Below are 21,001 nucleotides of genomic sequence, written 5' to 3'. Positions count from 1 at the left end.
TTCGACCAGCAACGATGCACCGATCTGCCTGCTCGGCCGCTCGTCCCCGTGCCGGCCGCGGCGTCGGGCCGCGCCCGCGCCACGACGGGTTCGAGCGCGGCCCACGTGAAGGGCATGCGCGGCAGTCGCTCGGTGTGCGCGGCGCGAGCGGTGTGCGCGGTGTGCGCGGTGTGCGCGGTGCGAGCGGTGCGAGCGGTGTGCGCTGGTCGTGTCGCGCGAACGCGCGAGCGCCCCGTCCCGCTGGGGGACGAGGCGCTCGGTGCGGCGGCGGTCAGACGGTGACCGGCGTGGGCTGGGCGACCTTCGCCCCGGCGGCGATGCGGGTCAGGGCGTAGCCGTTGCCGGCGACGAGGACGCCGAGGCCCATGACGAGGGCGGCGACGCCGTAGGCGATGACCGAGGTGAACAGCGACGCGCGCAGGAACGCGCCCTGCTGCGCCGTGGCGCGCAGCGGGTCCTCGCGGTCGAGCTCGGCGAACGTCTTGCCTCCGGTGATGTCGAGCGTGTGCTTGTCGATGACCTGTGCCTGTGCGAACGCCGAGAGCGGGTTGTTGACGGCGGTGCCGGCCATGAACGAGGCGTCCGCAGCGACGGTGATGCGCTGGTCGTCGAGCTGGGCGGAGACGACGCCCCAGGTGGCGCCTCCGATGACGATCATGGCCAGGCCGGCGACGAGGCCGACGATGCCGAGGATGCGCACGGGCTTGTGGGTGGTGCTCATGGTGGTGTCCCCTCGTGACGAGCCGCTCGTGGCGGCGCTCGTGGCGGTCGGGCCGGTGTGGTCCGACCTGATAGATGAAACGTTAACTGTGTGGTCAGACCACAGCAAGTCCGCGCCACATGACGTGCCTCACAGCGACATCGCCCGGACGTCGGGGGCCGGGATTCAGCGGGTGTCGTTCGGGGGGTCGTGCTTGCCCTCGCGGCGGCGAAGGGCGAGAGGTACGTTCGCCGCACGGCCGGCGATCGGCAGTGACTCACAGGCGGCGCGGTCACGGGCGCCCCGAGACAGAAGGAGCAGCCATGGGGCTGGATGACTTCCTCGACAAGGCGAAGGACCTCGCCTCCGAGGAGAACCTCGACAAGGCCAAGTCGTTCCTGACGGACGAGAACGTCGACAAGGTCGCGGACAAGATCAAGGACATCGCACCCGACGCCGTCGACGGCATCGTCGACCAGGTCGCGCAGAAGGCCAAGGACTTCGGGGGCGAGTGACGTGAGCTTTCTCGACCGGATGAAGGACGCCGCGGAGAACGCGGTCGACAAGGTGAAGGACGTCGCCGAGGACGTGGCCGACAAGGTGCAGGACGTCGCGGAGGACGTGGCCGACAAGGCCAAGGACCTGGCCAGCGACGAGAACATCGAGCGAGCCGCCGAGAAGCTCAAGAGCGTCGCCCCCGACGCCGTCGACGCCAAGATCGACGCGCTCGCCGACAAGGCCCAGCAGCTCAACGACCGCGGCGGTCCGCCCGCCGGGGCCTGACCCGCGCACGGCGCCACACCGCCGCACCGCGCCGGATGGCGTCGGCGCAGCCCGGTCGCGTCGGTACGATCGAGGGGCGCCGCCCGAGGGCGGCGCCCCTTGACGCGTCCCGGGCCGTACCGCGCCCGCACGCAGGGATCCACCACCCACGCGGGCGGCCTTCGTCCGTCGCCCGGTGAACCGAAGGAGCAGCACGTGTCCGACGCCGCGCAGTCACCGACCGCCGAAACCCGAGCCCCGCAGCAGGTCGAGACGACGCCGACGACGGGTGCCGAGCTCTTCGCCGACCGCAAGGACGTCGTCGTCGTGCGCGTCGACGGCGAGCTGTGGGACCTCGACCGGGAGCTGCCCGCGGGCGCCACCGTCGAGCCCGTCACCGTCCACGAGCCCGACGGCCTGAACGTGCTGCGCCACTCCGCGGCCCACGTGCTCGCCCAGGCCGTGCAGCAGGTCAACCCCGACGCCAGGCTCGGCATCGGCCCGCCGGTGCGCGACGGCTTCTACTACGACTTCGACGTCGCGACGCCGTTCACCCCCGAGGACCTCAAGGCGCTCGACAAGGCGATGTCGCGCATCATCCGCGAGGGCCAGACGTTCCGCCGCCGCGTCGTCACCGAGGCCGAGGCGCGCGCCGAGCTCGCGAACGAGCCCTACAAGCTCGAGCTCATCGGCCTCAAGGGGAGCGCGGGCGACGACAACGGCGAGAACGTGGAGGTCGGGGGCGCGGAGCTGACGATCTACGACAACGTGCGCGGCGCCGGCCGCGAGAGCGAGACCGTGGTGTGGAAGGACCTGTGCCGCGGCCCGCACCTGCCGAGCACCAAGCTCATCGGGCAGGGCGTGCAGCTCATGCGCTCGGCCGCGGCGTACTGGCGCGGCGACCAGAAGAACGCGTCGTTGCAGCGCGTCTACGGCACCGCGTGGCCGTCCAAGGACGAGCTCAAGGCCCACCTCGAGCGCCTGGCCGAGGCCGAGCGGCGCGACCACCGCCGCATCGGCACCGAGATGGACCTGTTCTCGTTCCACGACGAGGTCGGCTCCGGCCTGCCCCTGTTCCACCCCAAGGGCGGCGTCATCAAGCGGGTCATGGAGGACTACGTCCGCCAGCGCCACATCGAAGAGGGCTTCTCCTACGTCGGCACCCCGCACATCACCAAGGAAGAGCTCTTCTACACCTCGGGGCACCTGCCCTACTACGGGGACACCATGTTCCCGGCGCTCGACCTGGAGGACGTCGGAGACCACGGGCACTACCGCCTCAAGGCGATGAACTGCCCGATGCACAACCTGATCTTCTCCAGCCGCGGCCGCTCCTACCGCGAGCTGCCCATCCGGCTGTTCGAGTTCGGCACCGTCTACCGCTACGAGAAGTCGGGCGTGGTGCAGGGTCTGACCCGTGTGCGCGGCCTGACCCAGGACGACTCGCACTCCTACGTCACGCCCGAGCAGGCGCCCGACGAGGTCAAGCACCTGCTGGGCTTCATGCTGAGCGTGCTCAAGGACTTCGGCCTCGACGACTTCTACCTCGAGCTGTCGACCCGCGACGACAAGAAGAAGGACAAGTTCGTCGGTTCCGACGAGGACTGGGCCAAGGCGACCGCCGTCCTGGAGCAGGTCGCGGTCGAGTCCGGCCTCGACCTGGTCGCCGACCCGGGCGGCGCCGCGTTCTACGGCCCCAAGATCTCCGTCCAGGCCAAGGACGCGATCGGCCGCACCTGGCAGATGGGCACCGTGCAGTACGACTTCAACCAGCCGGCCCGCTTCGGCCTGGAGTACACGGCACCCGACGGGTCCAAGCAGCAGCCCGTCATGATCCACTCGGCCAAGTTCGGCTCGATCGAACGGTTCATGGGCGTGCTCATCGAGCACTACGCGGGGCTCTTCCCCGCGTGGCTCGCCCCCGTGCAGGTGCTCGCCGTGCCCGTCGCCGAGGCGTTCGACGACTACCTCAAGGACGTCGTCGCCCAGCTCACGGCGCTGGGCGTCCGGGCCGAGATCGACCTGTCCGACGACCGGTTCGGCAAGAAGATCCGCAACGCCGCCAAGGAGAAGGTGCCCTTCGTGCTCATCGCCGGCGGCGAGGACGCCGAGGCGGGCGCGGTCAGCTTCCGCTACCGCGACGGCCGCCAGGACAACGGCGTGCCGGTCGCCGAGGCGATCGAGCGCATCGTCGCCGCGGTGCGCGACAGGGCACAGGTGTGAGCGTGACGGACGACGCGCAGGGGGGCGCCACGGTCGAGCCGGCCGCGGCGTTCCCCCCGCCGCTCGACGACCTGCAGCGGCTGTGGACCCCGCACCGCCTGGTCTACGTCGGGGGACAGGACAAGCCGAAGGACGCCACCGCGTCGTCGTGCCCGTTCTGCGGGGTCGCGCCCGAGGACGACGAGCGCCGGCTCGTCGTCGCACGCGGGGCGACCTGCCTCGCGATCCTCAACCTGTACCCCTACAACCCGGGCCACCTCATGGTGGTGCCCTACCGTCACGTCGCCTCCTACGTCGACCTGACGCCCGCCGAGACCGTCGAGGTCGCGACGATGACGCAGACGGCGATCCGCGTCCTGACGGCCGTCTACCACCCGGCGGGGTTCAACCTGGGCATGAACCAGGGCGAGGTCGCCGGCGCCGGCATCGCCGCGCACCTGCACCAGCACGTCGTCCCGCGCTGGCAGGGCGACGCCAACTTCCTGCCGGTGGTGGCCCGCACCAAGGCCGTGCCCGAGCTGCTCGCCGACACCCGCGCCCGGCTCGCCGCCGCGTGGCCCGCCCCTGCCGAAGACCCCGACGAGGAGCCTTCCTGATGTTCTCCCGCCTTCGCTCGACCATGCAGGCGTTGTTCACGCCGATGGCCAAGGGCCTCATGCGGCTGGGGGTGAGCCCCGACGCCGTGACGATCGCCGGCACCGTCGTCGTCACCGGGCTCGCCCTGGGCCTGCTGCCCACCGGGCACCTGTTCCTGGGGGCGCTGCTCATCGGGGTGTTCGCCCTGTTCGACTCGCTCGACGGCGTGCTGGCCCGCCTGTCGGGGCGGTCCGGTCCGTGGGGCGCGTTCCTCGACTCGACGCTCGACCGCATCTCCGACGGGGCCGTGTTCGCCGGCATCACCCTGTGGTTCGTGCTGCACCCCGACGTCGCCCACCAGCGGTGGGGCGCGGCCGCGGCGCTCGCGTGCCTGGTGCTCGGCGGCGTCGTGCCGTACGCGCGCGCCCGCGCCGAGTCCGTCGGCGCCGACGCGCACGTCGGCATCGCCGAACGCTCCGACCGCCTCGTCATCGCCCTGGTCCCGACCGGGTTCGTGCCGCTCGGGCTGCCCGTCGTCGTGCTCGTCGTCGTGCTCACGCTGCTCGCCCTGGCGAGCCTGGTGACCGTCGCGCAGCGCGTCGCAGCGGTCCACCGCCAGCTCGCACCGGGCCGGAAGGCCGCCCGTGGTTGACGTCGCCCGCGCGTACACGTTCGCGTGGCGTCACGCGCCACGCGTCCCCGAACCCGTCCTGCGCGCGGCGTTCACGCTCGTGGCCGACGTCGCGTGGTTGCGGCGCGGTGCCGGCGTGCGACGCCTGGAAGCCAACTACGCGCGCGTTCGCCCCGAGCTCGACGCGCGGGCGCTGCGCCGTCTGGCCCGCGCCGGCATGCGCTCCTACATGCGCTACTTCCGTGAGGCGTTCACGCTCCAGGGAGCCACCCCCGAGCAGATCGCGGCGCGCGTGCGGGTCCAGGGAGCGCAGAACGTGCGCGCGGTCGCCGAGGACGGCGCCGCCGCCTCGCTCGCCCTCGGACACCTGGGCAACTGGGACCTCGCGGGCGCGTGGGCCACCCCGCACCTCGCCCCCGTGCTGACCGTCGCCGAGAAGCTCCAGCCCGAGGCGTTGTACGAAGAGTTCGTCGGCTTCCGCCGCTCGATCGGCATCGAGGTGCTGGGCCTGGGCGACGCCGACGTGTTCCGCCGGCTCGTGCGCGGCGTCGCCGCGGGCGGCCGGCTCGTGCCCCTGCTCGCCGACCGCGACCTGACCGCCACGGGCGTCGAGGTCGACCTCGCCGGGCACCGCGCGCGCGTCGCCGCCGGCCCCGCGACGCTGGCGCTCGCGGGCGGCGTCGACCTCCTCCCGACGAGCATCACCTACGAACGGCTGCACGGCGCCCGGCGCCGGGCCGCGGGCACGCCGTGGGGCATCGTGATCACGTTCCACCCGCCCGTCCCGGTGCCCGACGTCGACCCCTCGCTGCCCGGCCACGTGCGGCGCCGGACGCAGGTCGCCGCCATGACGCAGGGCTGGGTCGACACGCTGGCCCGCACGCTGCGCGAGAGCACGCAGGACTGGCACATGCTCCAGAGGGTCTTCGTCGACGACCTCGATCCCGCGCGGTACGCCCGCACGCGCGCCGCCTCGGGCGAGCCGGCGTCCGCAACCCCGTCACAGCACGCGGCGGGAGTGCAGGAATGACCCGGCCGCTGCGTGTGGGCATCGTCTGCCCCTACTCCTTCGACGCCCCCGGTGGCGTCCAGTTCCACGTGCGCGACCTCGCCCAGGCGCTCCAGTCGCGCGGCCACGAGGTCTCCGTGCTGGCACCGGCCGACGACGACACGCCCGTGCCCGACGTCGTCGTGCCCGCGGGCAAGGCCGTGGCGGTGCGCTACAACGGGTCGGTCGCGCGGCTGACGTTCGGCCCGCGCGCCGCGGCCCGCGTGCGGCGCTGGGTCGACGCGGGCCGGTTCGACGTGCTGCACCTGCACGAGCCCATGACGCCGAGCCTGTCCATGCTCGCGCTGTGGATCGCCGAGGGGCCCGTCGTCGCCACGTTCCACACCGCGCAGGTGCGTTCGCGCGCCCTCCAGGTGGCCTACCCGCTGCTGCGCCAGAGCCTGGAGAAGATCGCCGCGCGCATCGCCGTCTCGGAGGACGCGCGGCGCATGCTCATCGACCACGTGGGGGCGACGCGGTCGTCATCCCCAACGGGGTGTACGTCGACACGTTCGCCGCGGCAGAGCCCAACCCGGCGTGGCAGGGCACGCCGCAGGCGCCGACCATCGCGTTCCTGGGCCGGCTCGACGAGCCGCGCAAGGGCCTGATGGTGCTGGCCGCCGCGATCCCGCAGGTGCTCGCCCGGCACCCGGGCGCGCGGTTCCTCATCGCTGGTCGCGGCGACGCCGGGCGCGACGACGCCCTCGCGGCGCTCGGGGAGCACGCCGCGGCCGTGACGTTCCTCGGTGGCATCAGCGACGAGGACAAGGCCGCCCTGCTCGCGTCCGTCGACCTGTACATCGCCCCGCAGACCGGCGGCGAGAGCTTCGGCATCGTGCTGGTCGAGGCCATGAGCGCCGGTGCGGGCGTCGTCGCGAGCGACCTCGGCGCGTTCCGCCGGGTGCTCGACGACGGTGCCGCGGGCGCGGTGTTCCGCTCGGAGGACCCGGCCGACCTCGCACGCGTCGTCTGCGACGCGCTCGAGGACCCGGCCGCGACCGCCGCACGGCGGGCCCACGCGACCACCTGGGTGCGCCACTTCGACTGGGCGAGCGTGACCAACCAGGTCGAGGCGGTCTACGAGATGGCCGTGGCCGCGGGCGAGGCGATCCCGGTGCGCCCCGACGCCGCGTGGCGGGCGTCGCGCGCGCTGCGGCTGCTCGGTGAAGGAGGCGACCGATGAGCTGGTCCGAGATCACCCTCGTCGTGCTGGTGACGTTCGGGGTGCTGCTGTGGCTCGCGTGGATCTGGGCCTCGCGCCTGGACCGCCTGCACCGCAAGGTCGCCGCCTCGCGCATCGCCCTGGACGCCCAGCTCGTGCGCAGGGCCAGTGCCGCCGCCGACCTGGCGACGTGCGGGCTGCTCGACCCGGCCTCGGCGGTGCTGGTGGCCGACGCCGCCTACGCCGTCGTCGACGACGCGGGGCCGGTGACCGAACCCGGGCAGGCGCTCGCGATGGACGGCCTCGGCGCGGCGCGCGAGCGCGCGGAGAGCGCCCTGTCGGCGACGCTGCGCTCGGCCCTCGACGACGCCGGGACGCTCGAGGACCTGCGTTCGACGCCTGCGGGGGACGCGCTCGTGGCCAACCTCGGCGCCGGCTGGTACCGCGCGCAGCTCGCGCGACGGTTCCACAACGAGGCGGTCGCCCAGGCGCAGCGCGCGCGCCGGCACTGGTACATCCGGGCGCTGCACCTGGCCGGCCGGGCGCCCGTGCCGCAGACCGTCGAGCTCGACGACCTGCTCCCGGCGGGGCTCGACGCACCGGCCCAGCCGTAGGATGACCGCGTGGAGAACAACCAGAGTGTGAACACCCCGTCGGGCGCGGCGGGCGAGGTCGGCACGGCGCGCGTCAAGCGCGGCATGGCGGAGATGCTCAAGGGCGGCGTCATCATGGACGTCGTCACCCCGGAGCAGGCCAAGATCGCCGAGGACGCCGGTGCGGTAGCCGTCATGGCCCTCGAACGCGTGCCCGCCGACATCCGGGCCCAGGGCGGCGTCGCGCGCATGAGCGACCCCGACATGATCGAGGGCATCATCGGAGCCGTCTCGATCCCCGTCATGGCCAAGGCCCGCATCGGGCACTTCGTCGAGGCGCAGGTGCTCCAGGCGCTGGGCGTCGACTACGTCGACGAGTCCGAGGTGCTGACGCCGGCCGACTACACCAACCACATCGACAAGTGGCAGTTCACGGTGCCGTTCGTGTGCGGGGCCACCAACCTCGGCGAGGCGCTGCGCCGCATCACCGAGGGCGCCGCCATGATCCGCTCGAAGGGCGAGGCGGGCACGGGCGACGTCTCGAACGCGACGACCCACATGCGACAGATCCGCCAGGAGATCCGCCGCCTGCAGTCGCTGCCCCAGGACGAGCTGTTCGTCGCCGCGAAGGAGCTGCAGGCGCCCTACGAGCTCGTCGCCGAGGTCGCGCGCACCGGCAAGCTGCCCGTCGTGCTGTTCACCGCGGGCGGCATCGCCACCCCGGCCGACGCGGCGATGATGATGCAGCTCGGCGCCGAGGGCGTGTTCGTCGGCTCGGGCATCTTCAAGTCGGGCGACCCGGTCGCGCGGGCCAAGGCGATCGTCCAGGCGACGACGTTCTTCGACGACCCGTCCGTCATCGCGAAGGTCTCGCGCGGGCTGGGCGAGGCCATGGTCGGCATCAACGTCGAGGCCGAGCCCGCCCCGGTGCGGCTCGCCGAGCGCGGTTGGTGAGTCGTCCCGGTGGGTGAGCCCGTCGAGGCCACCACCGCCTCCTCGCTCGGCCCCGACTGGGTGCGCGGCGAGGACGGCCTGCGGTACCGCCGCGCGGCCCGCGTCGTCGTGCTCGACGACGCGGGCCGCGCGCTGCTCGTGCGCGGGCACGACGCCGACCAGCCCGAGCGTGCGTGGTGGTTCACGGTCGGCGGAGGCATCGACGACGGCGAGAGCGAGGTCGAGGCTGCGCTGCGCGAGCTGCGCGAGGAGGCCGGCATCGCGCTCGACCCGGCCGATCTCACCGGGCCGGTGATGACGCGCTCGGGCTACTTCCACTTCTTCGCCGAGACGTGCCGTCAGGACGAGGTCTTCTTCCTCGCCCGGGTGCCGGCGGGCATCGAGCCCGACGCCTCCGGCTGGACCGACGTCGAACGCGAGGTGCTCGAGGGGCTGGCGTGGCTGTCGCCCGTCGAGCTGCGCGAGCAGCCGCTCGAGGTGTTCCCGACGGCGCTGCCCGACGTCGTCGAGAGGCTGGCGTCCGGCTGGGACGGCACGGTGCTGCACCTCGGTGAGGAGCACGACGACTGAGCACGGGGGCGTGCCGTGCGCCCTAGACTGCCGGGCGTGACTTCCACCCCCACCATCGGCGTCCTCGCGCTGCAGGGCGACGTGCGCGAGCACGCCGGCGCGCTCGAGCGGGCGGGCGCCCGTGCGGTCCCCGTCCGCCGCCGCAGTGAGCTCGCGGCGGTCGACGGCCTCGTCCTGCCGGGCGGCGAGTCGACGACGATCGACAAGCTGTTGCGCATCTTCGAGCTCGACGAGCCGCTGCGGACCCTCGTCGCGGGCGGGCTGCCCGTCTACGGCAGCTGCGCGGGGATGATCCTGCTGGCCGACCACATCGAGGCGGGCATCGAGGGGCAGCGGACCCTCGGCGGCATGGACGTGGTGGTGCGTCGCAACGCGTTCGGCCGGCAGGTCGACTCGTTCGAGGCCGACCTCGACGTCGCCGGCATCTCCGACCAGCCCGGCGGCGCACCGGTGCGCACGGTGTTCATCCGGGCGCCGTGGATCGAGCAGGCGGGCCCCGGTGTCGAGGTTCTGGCGCGTATCCCCGCACGCGCGACGGACGGCAGCCCCGTGCGGGTGGGCGCCGGTAAGATCGTCGCTGCACGTCAAGGGCGGCTGCTGGCGACCTCGTTCCACCCGGAGATCACCGGGGACGCGCGCGTTCACGCGCTGTTCGTCCGCATGGTCGCCGCCGGCTAAGAATCGCGAAGGAGACAGGTAGTCCATGTCCGGTCACTCCAAGTGGGCCACGACGAAGCACAAGAAGGCCGCGATCGACGCCAAGCGCGGCAAGCTCTTCGCGAAGCTCATCAAGAACATCGAGGTCGCGGCCCGCGTCGGCGGCGGAGACCCCGCGGGCAACCCGACGCTGTTCGACGCCATCCAGAAGGCCAAGAAGTCGTCGGTCCCCAACGACAACATCGACCGCGCCGTCAAGCGCGGCTCGGGCGAGGGCGCCGACGCCGTCGACTACCAGACGATCATGTACGAGGGCTACGGCACCAACGGCATCGCCGTGCTGGTCGAGTGCCTCACGGACAACAAGAACCGTGCCGCCTCCGAGGTGCGCCTGGCGTTCTCCCGCAACGGCGGCAACCTCGCCGACCCGGGCTCGGTGTCCTACCTGTTCTCGCGCAAGGGCCTGGTCGTGGTCCCCAAGTCGGACGGCGTGGGCGAGGACGAGGTCATGCTCGCCGCGCTCGAGGCCGGCGCCGAGGAGGTCACGGACGAGGGCGACACCGTCGAGGTGCTGTGCGAGGCGACCGACCTGGTCGCCGTGCGCACCGCGATCCAGGACGCCGGCATCGACTACGACAGCGCCGACGTCATCTTCCACCCGTCGATGCAGGTCGAGGTCGACGCCGAGGGTGCGCGCAAGATCCTGCGCCTCATCGACGCGCTCGAGGACTCCGACGACGTGCAGAACGTCTACGCCAACTTCGACGCGTCCGACGAGGTGCTCGCGGAGCTCGAGGACGACTGATCGCCGCGCCCTGGGGCGTGGCTGCCCGCGTCCGGCGCCGCGTTCCGTAGGGTGACAGCGTGCGCGTCCTCGGAGTCGACCCTGGCCTGACCCGGTGCGGCGTCGGCGTGGTCGACTCCCTGCCCGGGCGGCGGGCGCGGCTCGTCGCCGTCGGCGTCATCCGCTCCGACCCGGCCGCGAGCGTCGACCTGCGGCTGCTGACGCTCGCACGCGAGCTCGACGACTGGCTCGACGAGCACGTGCCCGACGTGGTCGCCGTCGAACGGGTCTTCGCCCAGCACAACGTCGGCACCGTCATGGGCACCGCCCAGGTGGCGGGGCTGGCGATGGTCGCGGCCGCGCGCCGCGGGGTCCCGGTGGCGCTGCACACGCCGTCGGAGGTCAAGGCCGCCGTCACCGGCTCGGGTCGCGCCGGCAAGGCGCAGGTGCAGCGCATGGTGCAGACGCTCCTGGGTCTTGCCGACCCGCCACGCCCGGCCGACGCCGCGGACGCGCTCGCGCTCGCGATCACCCACCTGTGGCGCCCCGCCGGCGCACTCCAGGGCGGCGACCGCCACGAGCTCACCCCGGCCCAGCGTGCGTGGGCCGCCGCCGAGCACGCGGCCCGGCACGCGCCCCGCCCCGCCGCTCGGCCCGCCCCGAGATAGCCCCGCCCCGGGGAGGCTCCCCGTCGGCGGGTGGCGCGGTTCGCGCGCGGCGTGCGCATCGTCGCGCGCGTCCGGGTGCCGTCCTGGGGGTGTCGTCGACGGGAGGCGGCGCAGGATTGGTAGGTTGGGGCCTCGTACGGGTGTTCGACAAGGAGGAGTGCCGGTGATCGCGTCGCTGACCGGGATCGTGGAGCGCGTGTCGCTCGACCGGGCCGTGATCAACGTCCAAGGGGTCGGGTACCTCGTTCATGCGACGCCGGGCACGCTCGCGCGGCTGCGGATCGGCGAGGCATCCATGCTCTACACGACGATGGTGGTGCGCGAGGAGTCCATGACCCTGTACGCGTTCGCCGACGACGACGAGCGCGACGTGTTCGAGACCGCGCAGTCCGTCTCGGGCGTCGGCCCGCGCATCGCGCTGGCGATCCTCGCGGTCCACACGCCCGACGCCGTGCGCGCCGCGATGCACACCCAGGACGTCAAGGCGCTCACACGCGTGCCGGGCATCGGGCCGAAGGTCGCCCAGCGCATCCTGCTGGAGCTCGGCGGCAAGCTCGGCGCACCCACGGGGGCCGGGAACGGCGCCACGGCAGGCTCGCCCGCCGCTGCCGGCGACCAGCGGGGCAAGGTCGTCGAGGCCCTGGTCGGTCTGGGCTACCCCAGCAAGGTCGCCGAGGACGCCGTCGCCCGCGCCCTGAAGGACTCCGGCGCCGAGACGGTGGCCGAGCCCGACGTCGCCGCGACCCTGCGCGCGACGCTGCGCTCCCTGGGCGGCCGCCGTGGTTGACGGCCGCTACGAGGAGCCCCAGTTCACCAGCGAGCGGATCGTCACGGCGTCGGCCGACGACGTCGAGCGGGCCGCCGAGGCGGCGCTGCGCCCCAAGCGGCTCGCGGAGTTCGTCGGCCAGCCGGTCGTGCGCGACCAGCTCTCGCTCGTGCTGCAAGCCGCGATCGCGCGCGGCGCCCCACCCGACCACGTGCTGCTCTCCGGACCGCCCGGCCTCGGCAAGACGACGCTGGCGATGATCATCGCGGGCGAGCTGGGCACGTCCCTGCGCGTGACGAGCGGCCCGGCGATCCAGCACGCCGGCGACCTCGCGGCCGTGCTGTCCTCGCTCGAGGAGGGCGAGGTGCTCTTCATCGACGAGATCCACCGCCTCGCCCGCCCGGCCGAGGAGCTGCTGTACGTCGCGATGGAGGACTTCCGCGTCGACGTCGTCGTCGGCAAGGGGGCGGGGGCGAGCGCGATCCCGCTCGCGCTGCCGCCGTTCACCGTCGTGGGTGCGACCACACGCTCGGGGCTGCTGCCCGCTCCGCTGCGCGACAGGTTCGGCTTCACCGGGCACCTGGACTTCTACGACGCGGCAGACCTGGAACGCGTCATCGTCCGCTCGGCCGGGCTGCTCGGCGTCGACCTGGAGCACGCGGCGGCACACGAGATCGCCGGCCGCTCGCGCGGCACGCCCCGCATCGCCAACCGCCTGCTGCGGCGCGTGCGCGACTGGGCGCAGGTGCGCGGCAGCGGCAGGCTCGACCTGGCCGCCGCGCACGCGGCGCTCGAGGTCTTCGAGGTCGACCCGGTGGGCCTCGACCGGCTCGACAGGGCCGTGCTCGACGCGCTGTGCCGTCGCTTCGGCGGCGGCCCGGTCGGCCTGTCCACGCTCGCGATGACGGTGGGCGAGGAGGCCGACACCGTCGAGACGGTCGCCGAGCCCTACCTGGTCCGCGAAGGGTTCGTGGCCCGCACGCCGCGCGGTCGCGTCGCCACGCCGCTCGCCTGGGAGCACCTCGGGCTGGCCGTCCCGGCGGGCGCGCTCGGGGCGACAGCGGGCACGCTCTTCGAAGACTCGGGCGACGATGCGGGAACCCCGGCGGGCGCCGGGCCGTTGGGCGACCGAATAGACTGATTCGGCCTCGCCGTCACCCGGCGGGACCCCCTACCGCAAGGAAGCCTCGTGGACCCTACGTTCCTCATCCTCATCGTGGCGCTGCTCGGCCTGATGTTCTTCATGTCGTCACGCCAGCGCAAGCAGCAGAAGGCCCAGCAGGAGTTCCGCAACGAGCTCGCCGCCGGCCAGGAGGTCATGACCGCGTCGGGGCTGTTCGGCACCATCGTCGAGATCGACGAGGCGAACGACCGGATCACCCTCGACTCCGCCGGTTCGCGCTCGATCTGGCTGCGCGCCGCCATCGCAAAACGCGTCGACAGTTCGCCTAACGACGCAGCCGACACGATCGAGGCGGCCGAGGCGAGTACGATCGCGCCCGCAGACGCCATCGACGTGCCTGACGACATCTCCGGTCTCGACACCGCCCAGCGCGAGTACCGCGAGCAGCAGCGCAAGGACGACGAAGGCAAGTGACGCGAGCGCCGGCCGGGTCCCTCCCGGCCGGCGTCACCCGCGCCGACCACCCCGGCGGCGCGCACACGAGAGAAGACAGAAGTTGGCCAACTCCAGCACGCGGCGCTCGCGGCCGGTACGTACGCTCGTCATCTTCGCCATCCTGACGATGCTCCTGCCGTTCGCCGGCCTCGTGGCCGGCACGATCGTCGACGGCCGCAGCACCGACAACCCGGACGGCGCGAGCCTCACGCCAGGCCTGGCCCTCGACCTCGAGGGCGGCACGCAGATCATCCTGACGCCGACGACGACCGACGGATCGCAGGTGACCGACGCGACCGTCACCGAGGCGATCAACGTCATCCGCCAGCGCATCGACGCCAACGGAGTCTCCGAGGCGGAGATCACGAGCCAGGGCGGGCGCAACATCGTCGTCGGCATCCCGGGCAAGCCGTCGCAGGCGACGATCGACCTGGTGAGCCAGGCCGCCCAGATGCGTTTCCGGCCGGTGCTGACCTACAGCTACGGCGTCCCGACGCCCACCGAGACCCCCTCGCCGACGGACGAGTCCACGCCGGCGGCCGACGACGCCGCTGCCGGTGCAGGCGCGGACGACGCGGCCGCCTCTCCCGCGCCCACGGACGCCGCGACCGACCCGGCGACGGACGCCGGAGCCGAGGCATCGCCGACGGACTCGCCGACCGACTCGCCGACCGACGCGGCCGCGACCGACGACACGCCTGCGACGGCGTCCAACCCGAGCGACCTGGCGCAGATCACGCCGGAGATCCAGGAGCAGTTCGACCAGCTCGACTGCTCGGACCCGGAGAACCTGCGCGGGGGCGGCGGCGACGACCCGGCCACGCCGCTGGTGGCGTGCTCGCAGGACGGCATGCTCAAGTACGTCCTCGGGCCCGTCGAGGTCGAGGGCACGCACATCAAGCGCGCGACGTCGGGCCTGCTGCCCGGCCCCAACAACACCACGAGCAACATCTGGGGCGTGTCGCTCGAGCTCGACTCCGAGGGCGCGAAGCAGTTCGCGGCCACCTCGCAGCGACTGTTCGCCTTCGGCGACGGCAACCCGCAGAACCAGTTCGCGATCGTGCTGGACGGCCTGGTGGTGTCGGCTCCCGGCATCAACGAGCCGATCACGGACGGCCGGGCGCAGATCTCGGGCTCGTTCACGAGCGAGACCGCGGCGACGCTGGCCAACCAGCTGAGCTTCGGAGCCCTGCCGTTGCAGTTCGACGTGCAGAGCCAGCAGGAGATCTCGGCGACGCTCGGTTCCGAGCAGCTGGAGAAGGGCCTCATCGCCGGCCTCATCGGCCTGCTGCTCGTCGTCGTCTACTCGCTGTTCCAGTACCGCACGCTGGGCCTGCTCACGGTCGCCTCGCTCGTCGTCGCGGGCGCGATGACGTACGTGACGATCGCTCTGCTGAGCTGGGGGATGGGCTACCGCCTATCGCTGCCCGGCGTCGCCGGCATGATCGTGGCGATCGGCTTCACCGCCGACTCGTTCATCGTGTACTTCGAACGTATCCGCGACGAGCTGCGCAACGGGCGCACCCTGCACTTCGCGGTGCAGCGAGGCTGGGAGCGTGCGCGCCGCACGATCTACGCGGCCAAGGCCGTCAACCTCATCTCGGCCGTCATCCTCTACTACCTCGCCGTCGGCGGCGTCCAGGGCTTCGCGTTCACGCTCGGTCTGACGACGATCATCGACGTCATGGTGGTCGTCTGGTTCACCCACCCCGTCATGGAGCTGCTGACCAAGCTGCGGTTCTTCCGCGAGGGGCACATCGCCTCGGGCCTGAACCGGGAGCGCCTGACGATCTCGGCCGCCAGGCCGCGGTACGCCGGCGCGGGCCGCGTCGCGATGCCGGCGACGGTGTCCGAGGCCGCGGCGGCGGAGGTGAACGCCGAGGCCGAGGGAGCAGTGCCCCGCGAGGAGCCTGCGCTGTCCACGGTCAGGTCGTCGTCGGCGCTTCCGGCGCCCGCGACGGACGAGTCGGGTCGCCGGCTGACCATCGCGGAGCGGCGTGCCGCCGAGCGCAGGGCCGCGGCCGGTGCGGCCGAGGGCATCGACGAGAACGAGGGGGGCCGCTGACATGGCCGGTTTCAGCTTTGCCGCCTGGGGCAACGACCTCTACACGGGCCACCGTTCCTACGCGATCGTCGCCAAGCGCAAGCGGTGGTTCGCCGTCGCCGCGGCGCTCGCGATCGCCTCGATCGCGATCCTCGGGTTCAAGGGCCTGTCGCTGGGCATCGACTTCCGCGGCGGCACGGAGATCTCCGTCGAGAACACCACCAGCACCGACCAGGGCCCGGCGATCGCGGCTGTGCAGGCCGTGGTGCCGGGTGACGAGCCGCGTGTCGCGTCGGTGGGCAGCAGCGCGCTGCGGATCCAGACGCAGAAGCTCGAGCCCGAGCAGGTCGCCGACATCTCGGCGCGTCTCGCGGAGGCGTACGGCATCGACCCGGCGACCGACGTCACGGTGTCGTCGGTGGGTCCGACGTGGGGGCAGGGCGTCTCGACCCGCGCCCTGTGGGGCGTCGTCGTCTTCGTCCTCGCGGCGGCCGCGTTCATGGCGATCTACTTCCGCGCCTGGCGCATGTCCCTGGCCGCGATCGTCTCGATGCTCGCCGACCTGCTCATCTCCGCCGGCGTGTACGCGCTGGTCGGCTGGGAGGTCACGCCGTCGACGATCATCGGGTTCCTGACGATCCTGGGCTTCTCGCTCTACGACAAGATGGTCGTGTTCGACAAGGTCCGCGAGAACGCCGACGGCGTGCTCGACCAGACCCGCACGACCTACGCCGAGCGCGCGAACCTCGCCGTCAACCAGACGCTGGTCCGCTCGATCAACACCTCTGTCGTGGCGCTGCTGCCCGTGGGCGGCATCCTGTTCGTCGGGGCGCTGCTGCTGGGCGCAGGCACGCTGCGCGACCTGTCGCTGTCGCTGTTCGTCGGCATCGCGGTCGGCGCCGCCTCCTCGCTGTTCCTGGCGACGCCGCTCGACGTGGCGTTGCGCGAGCGTGAGCCGAAGATCAAGGCGCACACGGCGAAGGTTCTCGCGGCCCGTGCCGGGGCCGCCGCCGGGGGCGACGTGCCCGTCGAGGCAGGCGTCCTCCAGCTCGCCCCGGGCCAGCACCTGGGCCAGGCGGCGCAGCCGCGGCGCAAGCGTCGATGACGGACGACATCTCGCTCGTCGCCCTCCGCGGCCTGGGGCCGCAGAGGGCGACGGAGATCCGGTCGCTGATCCGCGACGTCCCGGGCTACCCGCACGAGCCGATCGTCTTCCGCGACATCACGCCCCTGCTGGCCGACGGGCCCGCGCTGGCTGACGTCGTGGAGGCGTTCGCCCGCCTGTGCGAAGGGGACGACGGGCACGGGGTCGACGTCGTCGCTGGCATGGAGGCGCGAGGCTTCCTGCTCGGGGCGCCGCTCGCGATGCGCCTGGGTGTCGGGTTCGTCCCGCTGCGCAAGGCGGGCAAGCTGCCGCCGCCGGTCGATCGCGTCTCCTACGACCTCGAGTACGGCTCGGCGGCCCTGGAGCTGCGGTCGGGAACGATACGGGCGGGTGCGCGTGTTCTGGTGGTGGACGACGTGCTCGCGACGGGCGGGACGGCGGCTGCGGCGGTCGAGCTGGTGGAGCGGTGCGGCGGCCACGTGGTCGCGGCGGCGTTCCTCATGGAGCTCGACGGGCTCGGGGGCCGTGCGCGGCTGGCGGGCACGGCGGTCGAGACGCTGCTGCGCGTGGGGGGTCGGCCCACGTCGTAGACTGGCGCCTCTCACCGGCGGACGGAGGCGCGCATGAACGACGAGAACTTCACCGCCACGCCCGGAACCGGTGTGCGGGTGCGCAACCGTCTGGTGCGGCTCGGCGTGCGGGGCGGTGGCAGCGGCGTCAGCCCCGCGCTGGAACCGTTGCTGCAGGCCGTGCGCGCGGCGCACCCCAAGTCGGACCTGTCTGTGATCGAGCGTGCCTACACCGTCGCGGAGGAGGCGCACCGCGGCCAGGTCCGCAAGAGCGGCGACCCCTACATCACGCACCCGGTCGCCGTCTCGACCATCCTCGCCGAGCTCGGGTTCGAGGGCACCACGATCGCGGCGGCCCTGCTGCACGACACCGTCGAGGACACCGACTACTCGCTGGACCGGCTGCGTGCCGAGTTCGGTGACGACGTCGCGCTCATGGTCGACGGCGTCACCAAGCTCGACAAGGTCACGTACGGAGCGGCGGCGCAGGCCGAGACGGTGCGCAAGATGGTCGTGGCGATGGCCAAGGACATCCGGGTGCTGGTGATCAAGCTCGCCGACCGGCTGCACAACGCCCGCACCTGGAAGTACGTCCCCTCGTCGTCGGCCGAGCGCAAGGCGCGCGAGACGCTGGAGATCTACGCGCCGCTGGCCCACCGGCTCGGGATGAACACCATCAAGTGGGAGCTGGAGGACCTGTCCTTCCAGGCCCTGTACCCCAAGGTGTACGACGAGATCGTGCACCTGGTGGCCGAGCGGGCCCCGGCGCGCGAGGAGTACCTGTCGGTGGTGCGTGAGCAGGTCCAGGCCGATCTGCGCACCGCGAAGATCAAGGCGACCGTGACGGGGCGGCCCAAGCACTACTACTCGATCTACCAGAAGATGATCGTGCGCGGGCACGACTTCGCGGAGATCTACGACCTGGTGGGCACGCGCGTCCTGGTGGACACGGTGCGCGACTGCTACGCGGCGCTGGGCGCGCTGCACGCGCGCTGGAACCCGGTCCCTGGCCGGTTCAAGGACTACATCGCGATGCCCAAGTTCAACCTGTACCAGTCGCTCCACACGACGGTCGTGGGTCCGGGCGGCAAGCCCGTGGAGATCCAGATCCGCACGCACGACATGCACCGGCGGGCCGAGTACGGCGTCGCGGCGCACTGGAAGTACAAGGAGACGGCGCGCGGTGGGCGCTCCGGCGCGACACCGGGGGACGACCCGCGCACCAACGACATGGCGTGGCTGCGCCAGCTCGTGGACTGGCAGCGGGAGACGGCCGACCCGAGCGAGTTCCTCGACTCGCTGCGCTACGAGATCGGCGGCGCGGAGGTCTACGTCTTCACCCCGAAGGGCGAGGTCATGGGGCTGCCGGCGGGGGCGACGCCGGTCGACTTCGCCTACTCGGTGCACACCGAGGTGGGCCACCGCACCATGGGAGCGCGCGTCAACGGCAGGCTCGTGCCGCTCGACTCGCAGCTGCAGAACGGCGACGTCGTCGACATCCTCACGTCCAAGGCCGAGTCGTCGGGCCCGAGCCGCGACTGGCTGGCGTTCGTCAAGTCGGCCCGGGCTCGCAACAAGATCCGCGCCTGGTTCACCAAGGAGCGGCGCGAGGAGGCCATCGAGCAGGGGCGCGACGCCATCACCAAGGCGATGCGCAAGCAGAACCTGCCGATCCAGCGGCTGCTGTCGCACGAGGCGCTCGTGGGGCTGGCGACCGAGCTGCGGTTCGCGGACGTCTCGGCCCTGTACGCGGCCGTCGGCGAGGGGCACGTCTCGGCCCCCCACGTCGTCGAGCTGCTGGTCAAGTCGCTGGGGGTGCCGACGGCACGGAGGAGGACACGGCCGAGGCCGCCGTGCCGGGCGTGCCGACCACGCCGCGCCGCACGCGCGGCGGCGACCCGGGCATCGTCGTCAAGGGCGTCGGCGACATCTGGGTCAAGCTGGCCAAGTGTTGTACGCCCGTCCCGGGTGACGACATCATCGGGTTCGTGACGCGCGGCGCGGGCGTGTCCGTCCACCGTGCGGACTGCGCGAACGTCGAGGGGCTGCGCTCCCAGCCCGAGCGGATCGTGGACGTGTCGTGGACGACCGGCGCGAGCACGACCTTCCTGGTGCAGATCCAGGTCGAGGCGCTCGACAGGTCCCGGCTGCTGTCGGACATCACTCGCGTGCTGTCCGACAACCACGTCAACATCCTGTCCGCGACGGTCTCCACGACCCAGGACCGCATCGCGATGTCGCGGTACGTGTTCGAGATGGCCGAGCCGGCGCACCTGCAGCAGGTGCTCGCCGCGGTGCGCAAGGTCGACGGCGTGTTCGACGTCTACCGCATCACGGGCGCGAAGGCGGCGGGGGAACCGCACCTGCCCGTGGCGTAGCGGGCACGCCGCGCAGGCAGCGGGCCGACGTGCCCCCCTGGTGGCACGATCGAGCGCATGACGCTCCCGATCGGCCCCCCGGTGCTCCCGATGCTGGCCAGACCTGTCGCGGTCGTCCCCGATCAGTCGGCGGTCGCCGCCTGGAACTACGAACCCAAATGGGACGGGTTCCGCGCGATCGTCTACCGCGACGACGACGACGTGCGGATCGACTCACGCACCGGGCGCCCGATGCAGCGGTACTTCCCCGAGCTGGTGCAGGCCGTGCGGACCGCGTTGCCGCCGCAGTGCGTCATCGATGGCGAGATCGTTCTCGCACGACCGGGGCAGGGCCGCGCGCGCCTCGACTTCGAGCTGCTGTCGCAGCGCATCCATCCGGCGGCCTCGCGCGTGCGGATGCTGGCCGACGCCGTCCCGGCGAGCCTGGTCGTCTTCGACGTGCTCGCCCTGGGCGACGACGACCTCACGGGCCGCCCGCTGACCGAGCGCCTGGCGGCGCTCGACGCGCTAGGCCTGGCCGGCCCGCAGATCTTCGCGACCCCGCGCACCGCGGACGCGGACCTCGCGCGCCGCTGGTTCGAGGAGTTCGAGGGCGCCGGCCTGGACGGCGTCGTCGTCAAGCCGCTCGCCGACCCCTACCAGCCCGGCAAGCGCGCCATGCTCAAGGTGAAGCACGCGCGCACGGCCGACGTCGTGCTCGCCGGGTTCCGCGAGCACAAGACGTCGACGCCGCAGCGGCCGCTCGTCGGGTCGCTGCTGCTGGGCCTGTACGACGACGCCGGAGTCCTTCAGTTCGTCGGCGTCGCCGCATCGTTCCCGACGGCGCGGCGTGCCGCGCTGCATGCCGAGCTGGCGCCCCTGGCGGTCGCCCCGGAAGAGGACCATCCGTGGGTGGGTGCCGCGGGGCCGGGACCGCACCGGGACGAGCAGGAGCCTGGGGCGGGGGAGCGCCGCCCGGGGATGCAGTCGCGGTGGAGCGCGGGCAAGGACCTGTCGTTCACGCCCCTGCGCGCCGAGCGGGTCCTCGAGGTCGGCTACGACCACATGGAGGGCACGCGGTTCCGGCACACGAGCCAGTTCGTGCGGTGGCGCCCCGACCGCGACCCGGACGGCTGCACGTACGCCCAGCTCGAGGAGCCGGTGGGCTACGACCTGGCGACCCTGCTGCCGGGCGCGCCGGGCACGGCCTGACG

At 72.7% G+C, this 21,001-nt stretch carries 22 protein-coding genes and 1 pseudogene; 22 read left to right on the top strand and 1 reads right to left on the bottom strand.

Features of this window, described 5'->3' with window-relative positions:
* Nucleotides 1-271: 271 nt before the first annotated feature.
* Nucleotides 272-721, bottom strand: coding sequence for an aromatic ring-opening dioxygenase LigA (locus tag ET495_RS05235; RefSeq protein ID WP_129203202.1), 450 nt, complete (start codon nucleotides 719-721; stop codon nucleotides 272-274).
* Between the two features lie 302 nt (nucleotides 722-1,023).
* On the opposite strand from ET495_RS05235, the gene ET495_RS05230 reads away from it, so the two are divergent.
* The 22 genes and pseudogenes from ET495_RS05230 (at nucleotide 1,024) to ET495_RS05130 (ending at nucleotide 20,999) form a co-directional block, all read left to right on the top strand.
* A complete protein-coding gene (locus ET495_RS05230; RefSeq protein ID WP_129203200.1) occupies nucleotides 1,024-1,215 on the top strand; it encodes a hypothetical protein in 192 nt (63 codons plus the stop codon).
* Nucleotide 1,216: 1 nt separating this feature from the next.
* On the top strand, nucleotides 1,217-1,483 hold the full coding sequence (locus ET495_RS05225) for a YtxH domain-containing protein (RefSeq protein ID WP_129203198.1): 267 nt from the start codon (nucleotides 1,217-1,219) through the stop codon (nucleotides 1,481-1,483).
* A gap of 195 nt (nucleotides 1,484-1,678) precedes the next feature.
* On the top strand, nucleotides 1,679-3,685 hold the full coding sequence (gene thrS / locus ET495_RS05220; protein ID WP_129203196.1) for a threonine--tRNA ligase: 2,007 nt from the start codon (nucleotides 1,679-1,681) through the stop codon (nucleotides 3,683-3,685).
* A complete protein-coding gene (locus tag ET495_RS05215; protein WP_129203194.1) occupies nucleotides 3,682-4,281 on the top strand; it encodes an HIT family protein in 600 nt (199 codons plus the stop codon). The genes thrS and ET495_RS05215 overlap by 4 nt, the downstream gene beginning before the upstream one ends.
* Nucleotides 4,281-4,913 (top strand): phosphatidylinositol phosphate synthase, encoded by a 633-nt coding sequence (gene pgsA, locus ET495_RS05210; protein WP_129203192.1) that lies wholly within the window; start codon nucleotides 4,281-4,283, stop codon nucleotides 4,911-4,913. The genes ET495_RS05215 and pgsA overlap by 1 nt, the downstream gene beginning before the upstream one ends.
* The gene (locus tag ET495_RS05205; RefSeq protein ID WP_129203190.1) at nucleotides 4,906-5,922 is read left to right on the top strand and encodes a phosphatidylinositol mannoside acyltransferase; all 1,017 of its coding nucleotides are present in this window, start codon (nucleotides 4,906-4,908) and stop codon (nucleotides 5,920-5,922) included. The genes pgsA and ET495_RS05205 overlap by 8 nt, the downstream gene beginning before the upstream one ends.
* On the top strand, nucleotides 5,919-6,548 hold the full coding sequence (locus ET495_RS19360) for a glycosyltransferase family 4 protein (protein ID WP_342770152.1): 630 nt from the start codon (nucleotides 5,919-5,921) through the stop codon (nucleotides 6,546-6,548). Before ET495_RS05205 ends, ET495_RS19360 begins: the two co-directional genes overlap by 4 nt.
* The gene (locus tag ET495_RS19355) at nucleotides 6,437-7,123 is read left to right on the top strand and encodes a glycosyltransferase family 4 protein (protein ID WP_342770151.1); all 687 of its coding nucleotides are present in this window, start codon (nucleotides 6,437-6,439) and stop codon (nucleotides 7,121-7,123) included. Before ET495_RS19360 ends, ET495_RS19355 begins: the two co-directional genes overlap by 112 nt.
* Nucleotides 7,120-7,716, top strand: coding sequence for a hypothetical protein (locus tag ET495_RS05195; protein ID WP_129203188.1), 597 nt, complete (start codon nucleotides 7,120-7,122; stop codon nucleotides 7,714-7,716). The genes ET495_RS19355 and ET495_RS05195 overlap by 4 nt, the downstream gene beginning before the upstream one ends.
* Nucleotides 7,717-7,800: 84 nt before the next feature.
* On the top strand, nucleotides 7,801-8,649 hold the full coding sequence (pdxS, locus tag ET495_RS05190) for a pyridoxal 5'-phosphate synthase lyase subunit PdxS (RefSeq protein ID WP_245993408.1): 849 nt from the start codon (nucleotides 7,801-7,803) through the stop codon (nucleotides 8,647-8,649).
* Between the two features lie 9 nt (nucleotides 8,650-8,658).
* A complete protein-coding gene (locus ET495_RS05185; protein ID WP_129203186.1) occupies nucleotides 8,659-9,219 on the top strand; it encodes an NUDIX hydrolase in 561 nt (186 codons plus the stop codon).
* 36 nt (nucleotides 9,220-9,255) lie between these two features.
* Nucleotides 9,256-9,897 carry a pyridoxal 5'-phosphate synthase glutaminase subunit PdxT gene (pdxT, locus tag ET495_RS05180; RefSeq protein ID WP_129203184.1) on the top strand — a complete coding sequence of 214 codons (642 nt, stop codon included), beginning with the start codon at nucleotides 9,256-9,258 and terminating at the stop codon, nucleotides 9,895-9,897.
* Nucleotides 9,898-9,922: 25 nt separating this feature from the next.
* Nucleotides 9,923-10,681, top strand: a complete 759-nt coding sequence (locus ET495_RS05175) for a YebC/PmpR family DNA-binding transcriptional regulator (RefSeq protein ID WP_129203182.1) — start codon at nucleotides 9,923-9,925, stop codon at nucleotides 10,679-10,681.
* 59 nt (nucleotides 10,682-10,740) lie between these two features.
* The gene (gene ruvC, locus ET495_RS05170; protein ID WP_129203180.1) at nucleotides 10,741-11,328 is read left to right on the top strand and encodes a crossover junction endodeoxyribonuclease RuvC; all 588 of its coding nucleotides are present in this window, start codon (nucleotides 10,741-10,743) and stop codon (nucleotides 11,326-11,328) included.
* Nucleotides 11,329-11,491: 163 nt separating this feature from the next.
* Nucleotides 11,492-12,115 (top strand): Holliday junction branch migration protein RuvA, encoded by a 624-nt coding sequence (gene ruvA, locus ET495_RS05165; RefSeq protein WP_129203178.1) that lies wholly within the window; start codon nucleotides 11,492-11,494, stop codon nucleotides 12,113-12,115.
* On the top strand, nucleotides 12,108-13,235 hold the full coding sequence (gene ruvB / locus ET495_RS05160) for a Holliday junction branch migration DNA helicase RuvB (protein ID WP_129203176.1): 1,128 nt from the start codon (nucleotides 12,108-12,110) through the stop codon (nucleotides 13,233-13,235). The genes ruvA and ruvB overlap by 8 nt, the downstream gene beginning before the upstream one ends.
* 75 nt (nucleotides 13,236-13,310) lie before the next feature.
* A complete protein-coding gene (yajC, locus tag ET495_RS05155; protein WP_245993323.1) occupies nucleotides 13,311-13,691 on the top strand; it encodes a preprotein translocase subunit YajC in 381 nt (126 codons plus the stop codon).
* A 148-nt stretch (nucleotides 13,692-13,839) separates the two neighbouring features.
* On the top strand, nucleotides 13,840-15,777 hold the full coding sequence (gene secD, locus ET495_RS05150) for a protein translocase subunit SecD (protein WP_129205893.1): 1,938 nt from the start codon (nucleotides 13,840-13,842) through the stop codon (nucleotides 15,775-15,777).
* A 1-nt stretch (nucleotide 15,778) separates the two neighbouring features.
* The gene (gene secF, locus ET495_RS05145) at nucleotides 15,779-16,861 is read left to right on the top strand and encodes a protein translocase subunit SecF (protein WP_129203172.1); all 1,083 of its coding nucleotides are present in this window, start codon (nucleotides 15,779-15,781) and stop codon (nucleotides 16,859-16,861) included.
* Nucleotides 16,858-17,451, top strand: coding sequence for an adenine phosphoribosyltransferase (locus ET495_RS05140; protein WP_129203170.1), 594 nt, complete (start codon nucleotides 16,858-16,860; stop codon nucleotides 17,449-17,451). The genes secF and ET495_RS05140 overlap by 4 nt, the downstream gene beginning before the upstream one ends.
* A 33-nt stretch (nucleotides 17,452-17,484) precedes the next feature.
* Nucleotides 17,485-19,808, top strand: a pseudogene (locus ET495_RS05135) (RelA/SpoT family protein).
* 57 nt (nucleotides 19,809-19,865) lie between these two features.
* Nucleotides 19,866-20,999: an ATP-dependent DNA ligase gene (locus ET495_RS05130; protein ID WP_129203168.1), complete on the top strand. Its 1,134-nt coding sequence runs from the start codon at nucleotides 19,866-19,868 to the stop codon at nucleotides 20,997-20,999.
* Nucleotides 21,000-21,001 lie beyond the last annotated feature (2 nt).

Source organism: Xylanimonas allomyrinae (assembly GCF_004135345.1).
Classification (GTDB): Bacteria; Actinomycetota; Actinomycetes; order Actinomycetales; family Cellulomonadaceae; genus Xylanimonas; species Xylanimonas allomyrinae.
The sequence above is the reverse complement of the archived record's forward strand: the minus strand, read 5'-3'. Positions and strand labels throughout refer to the sequence as shown.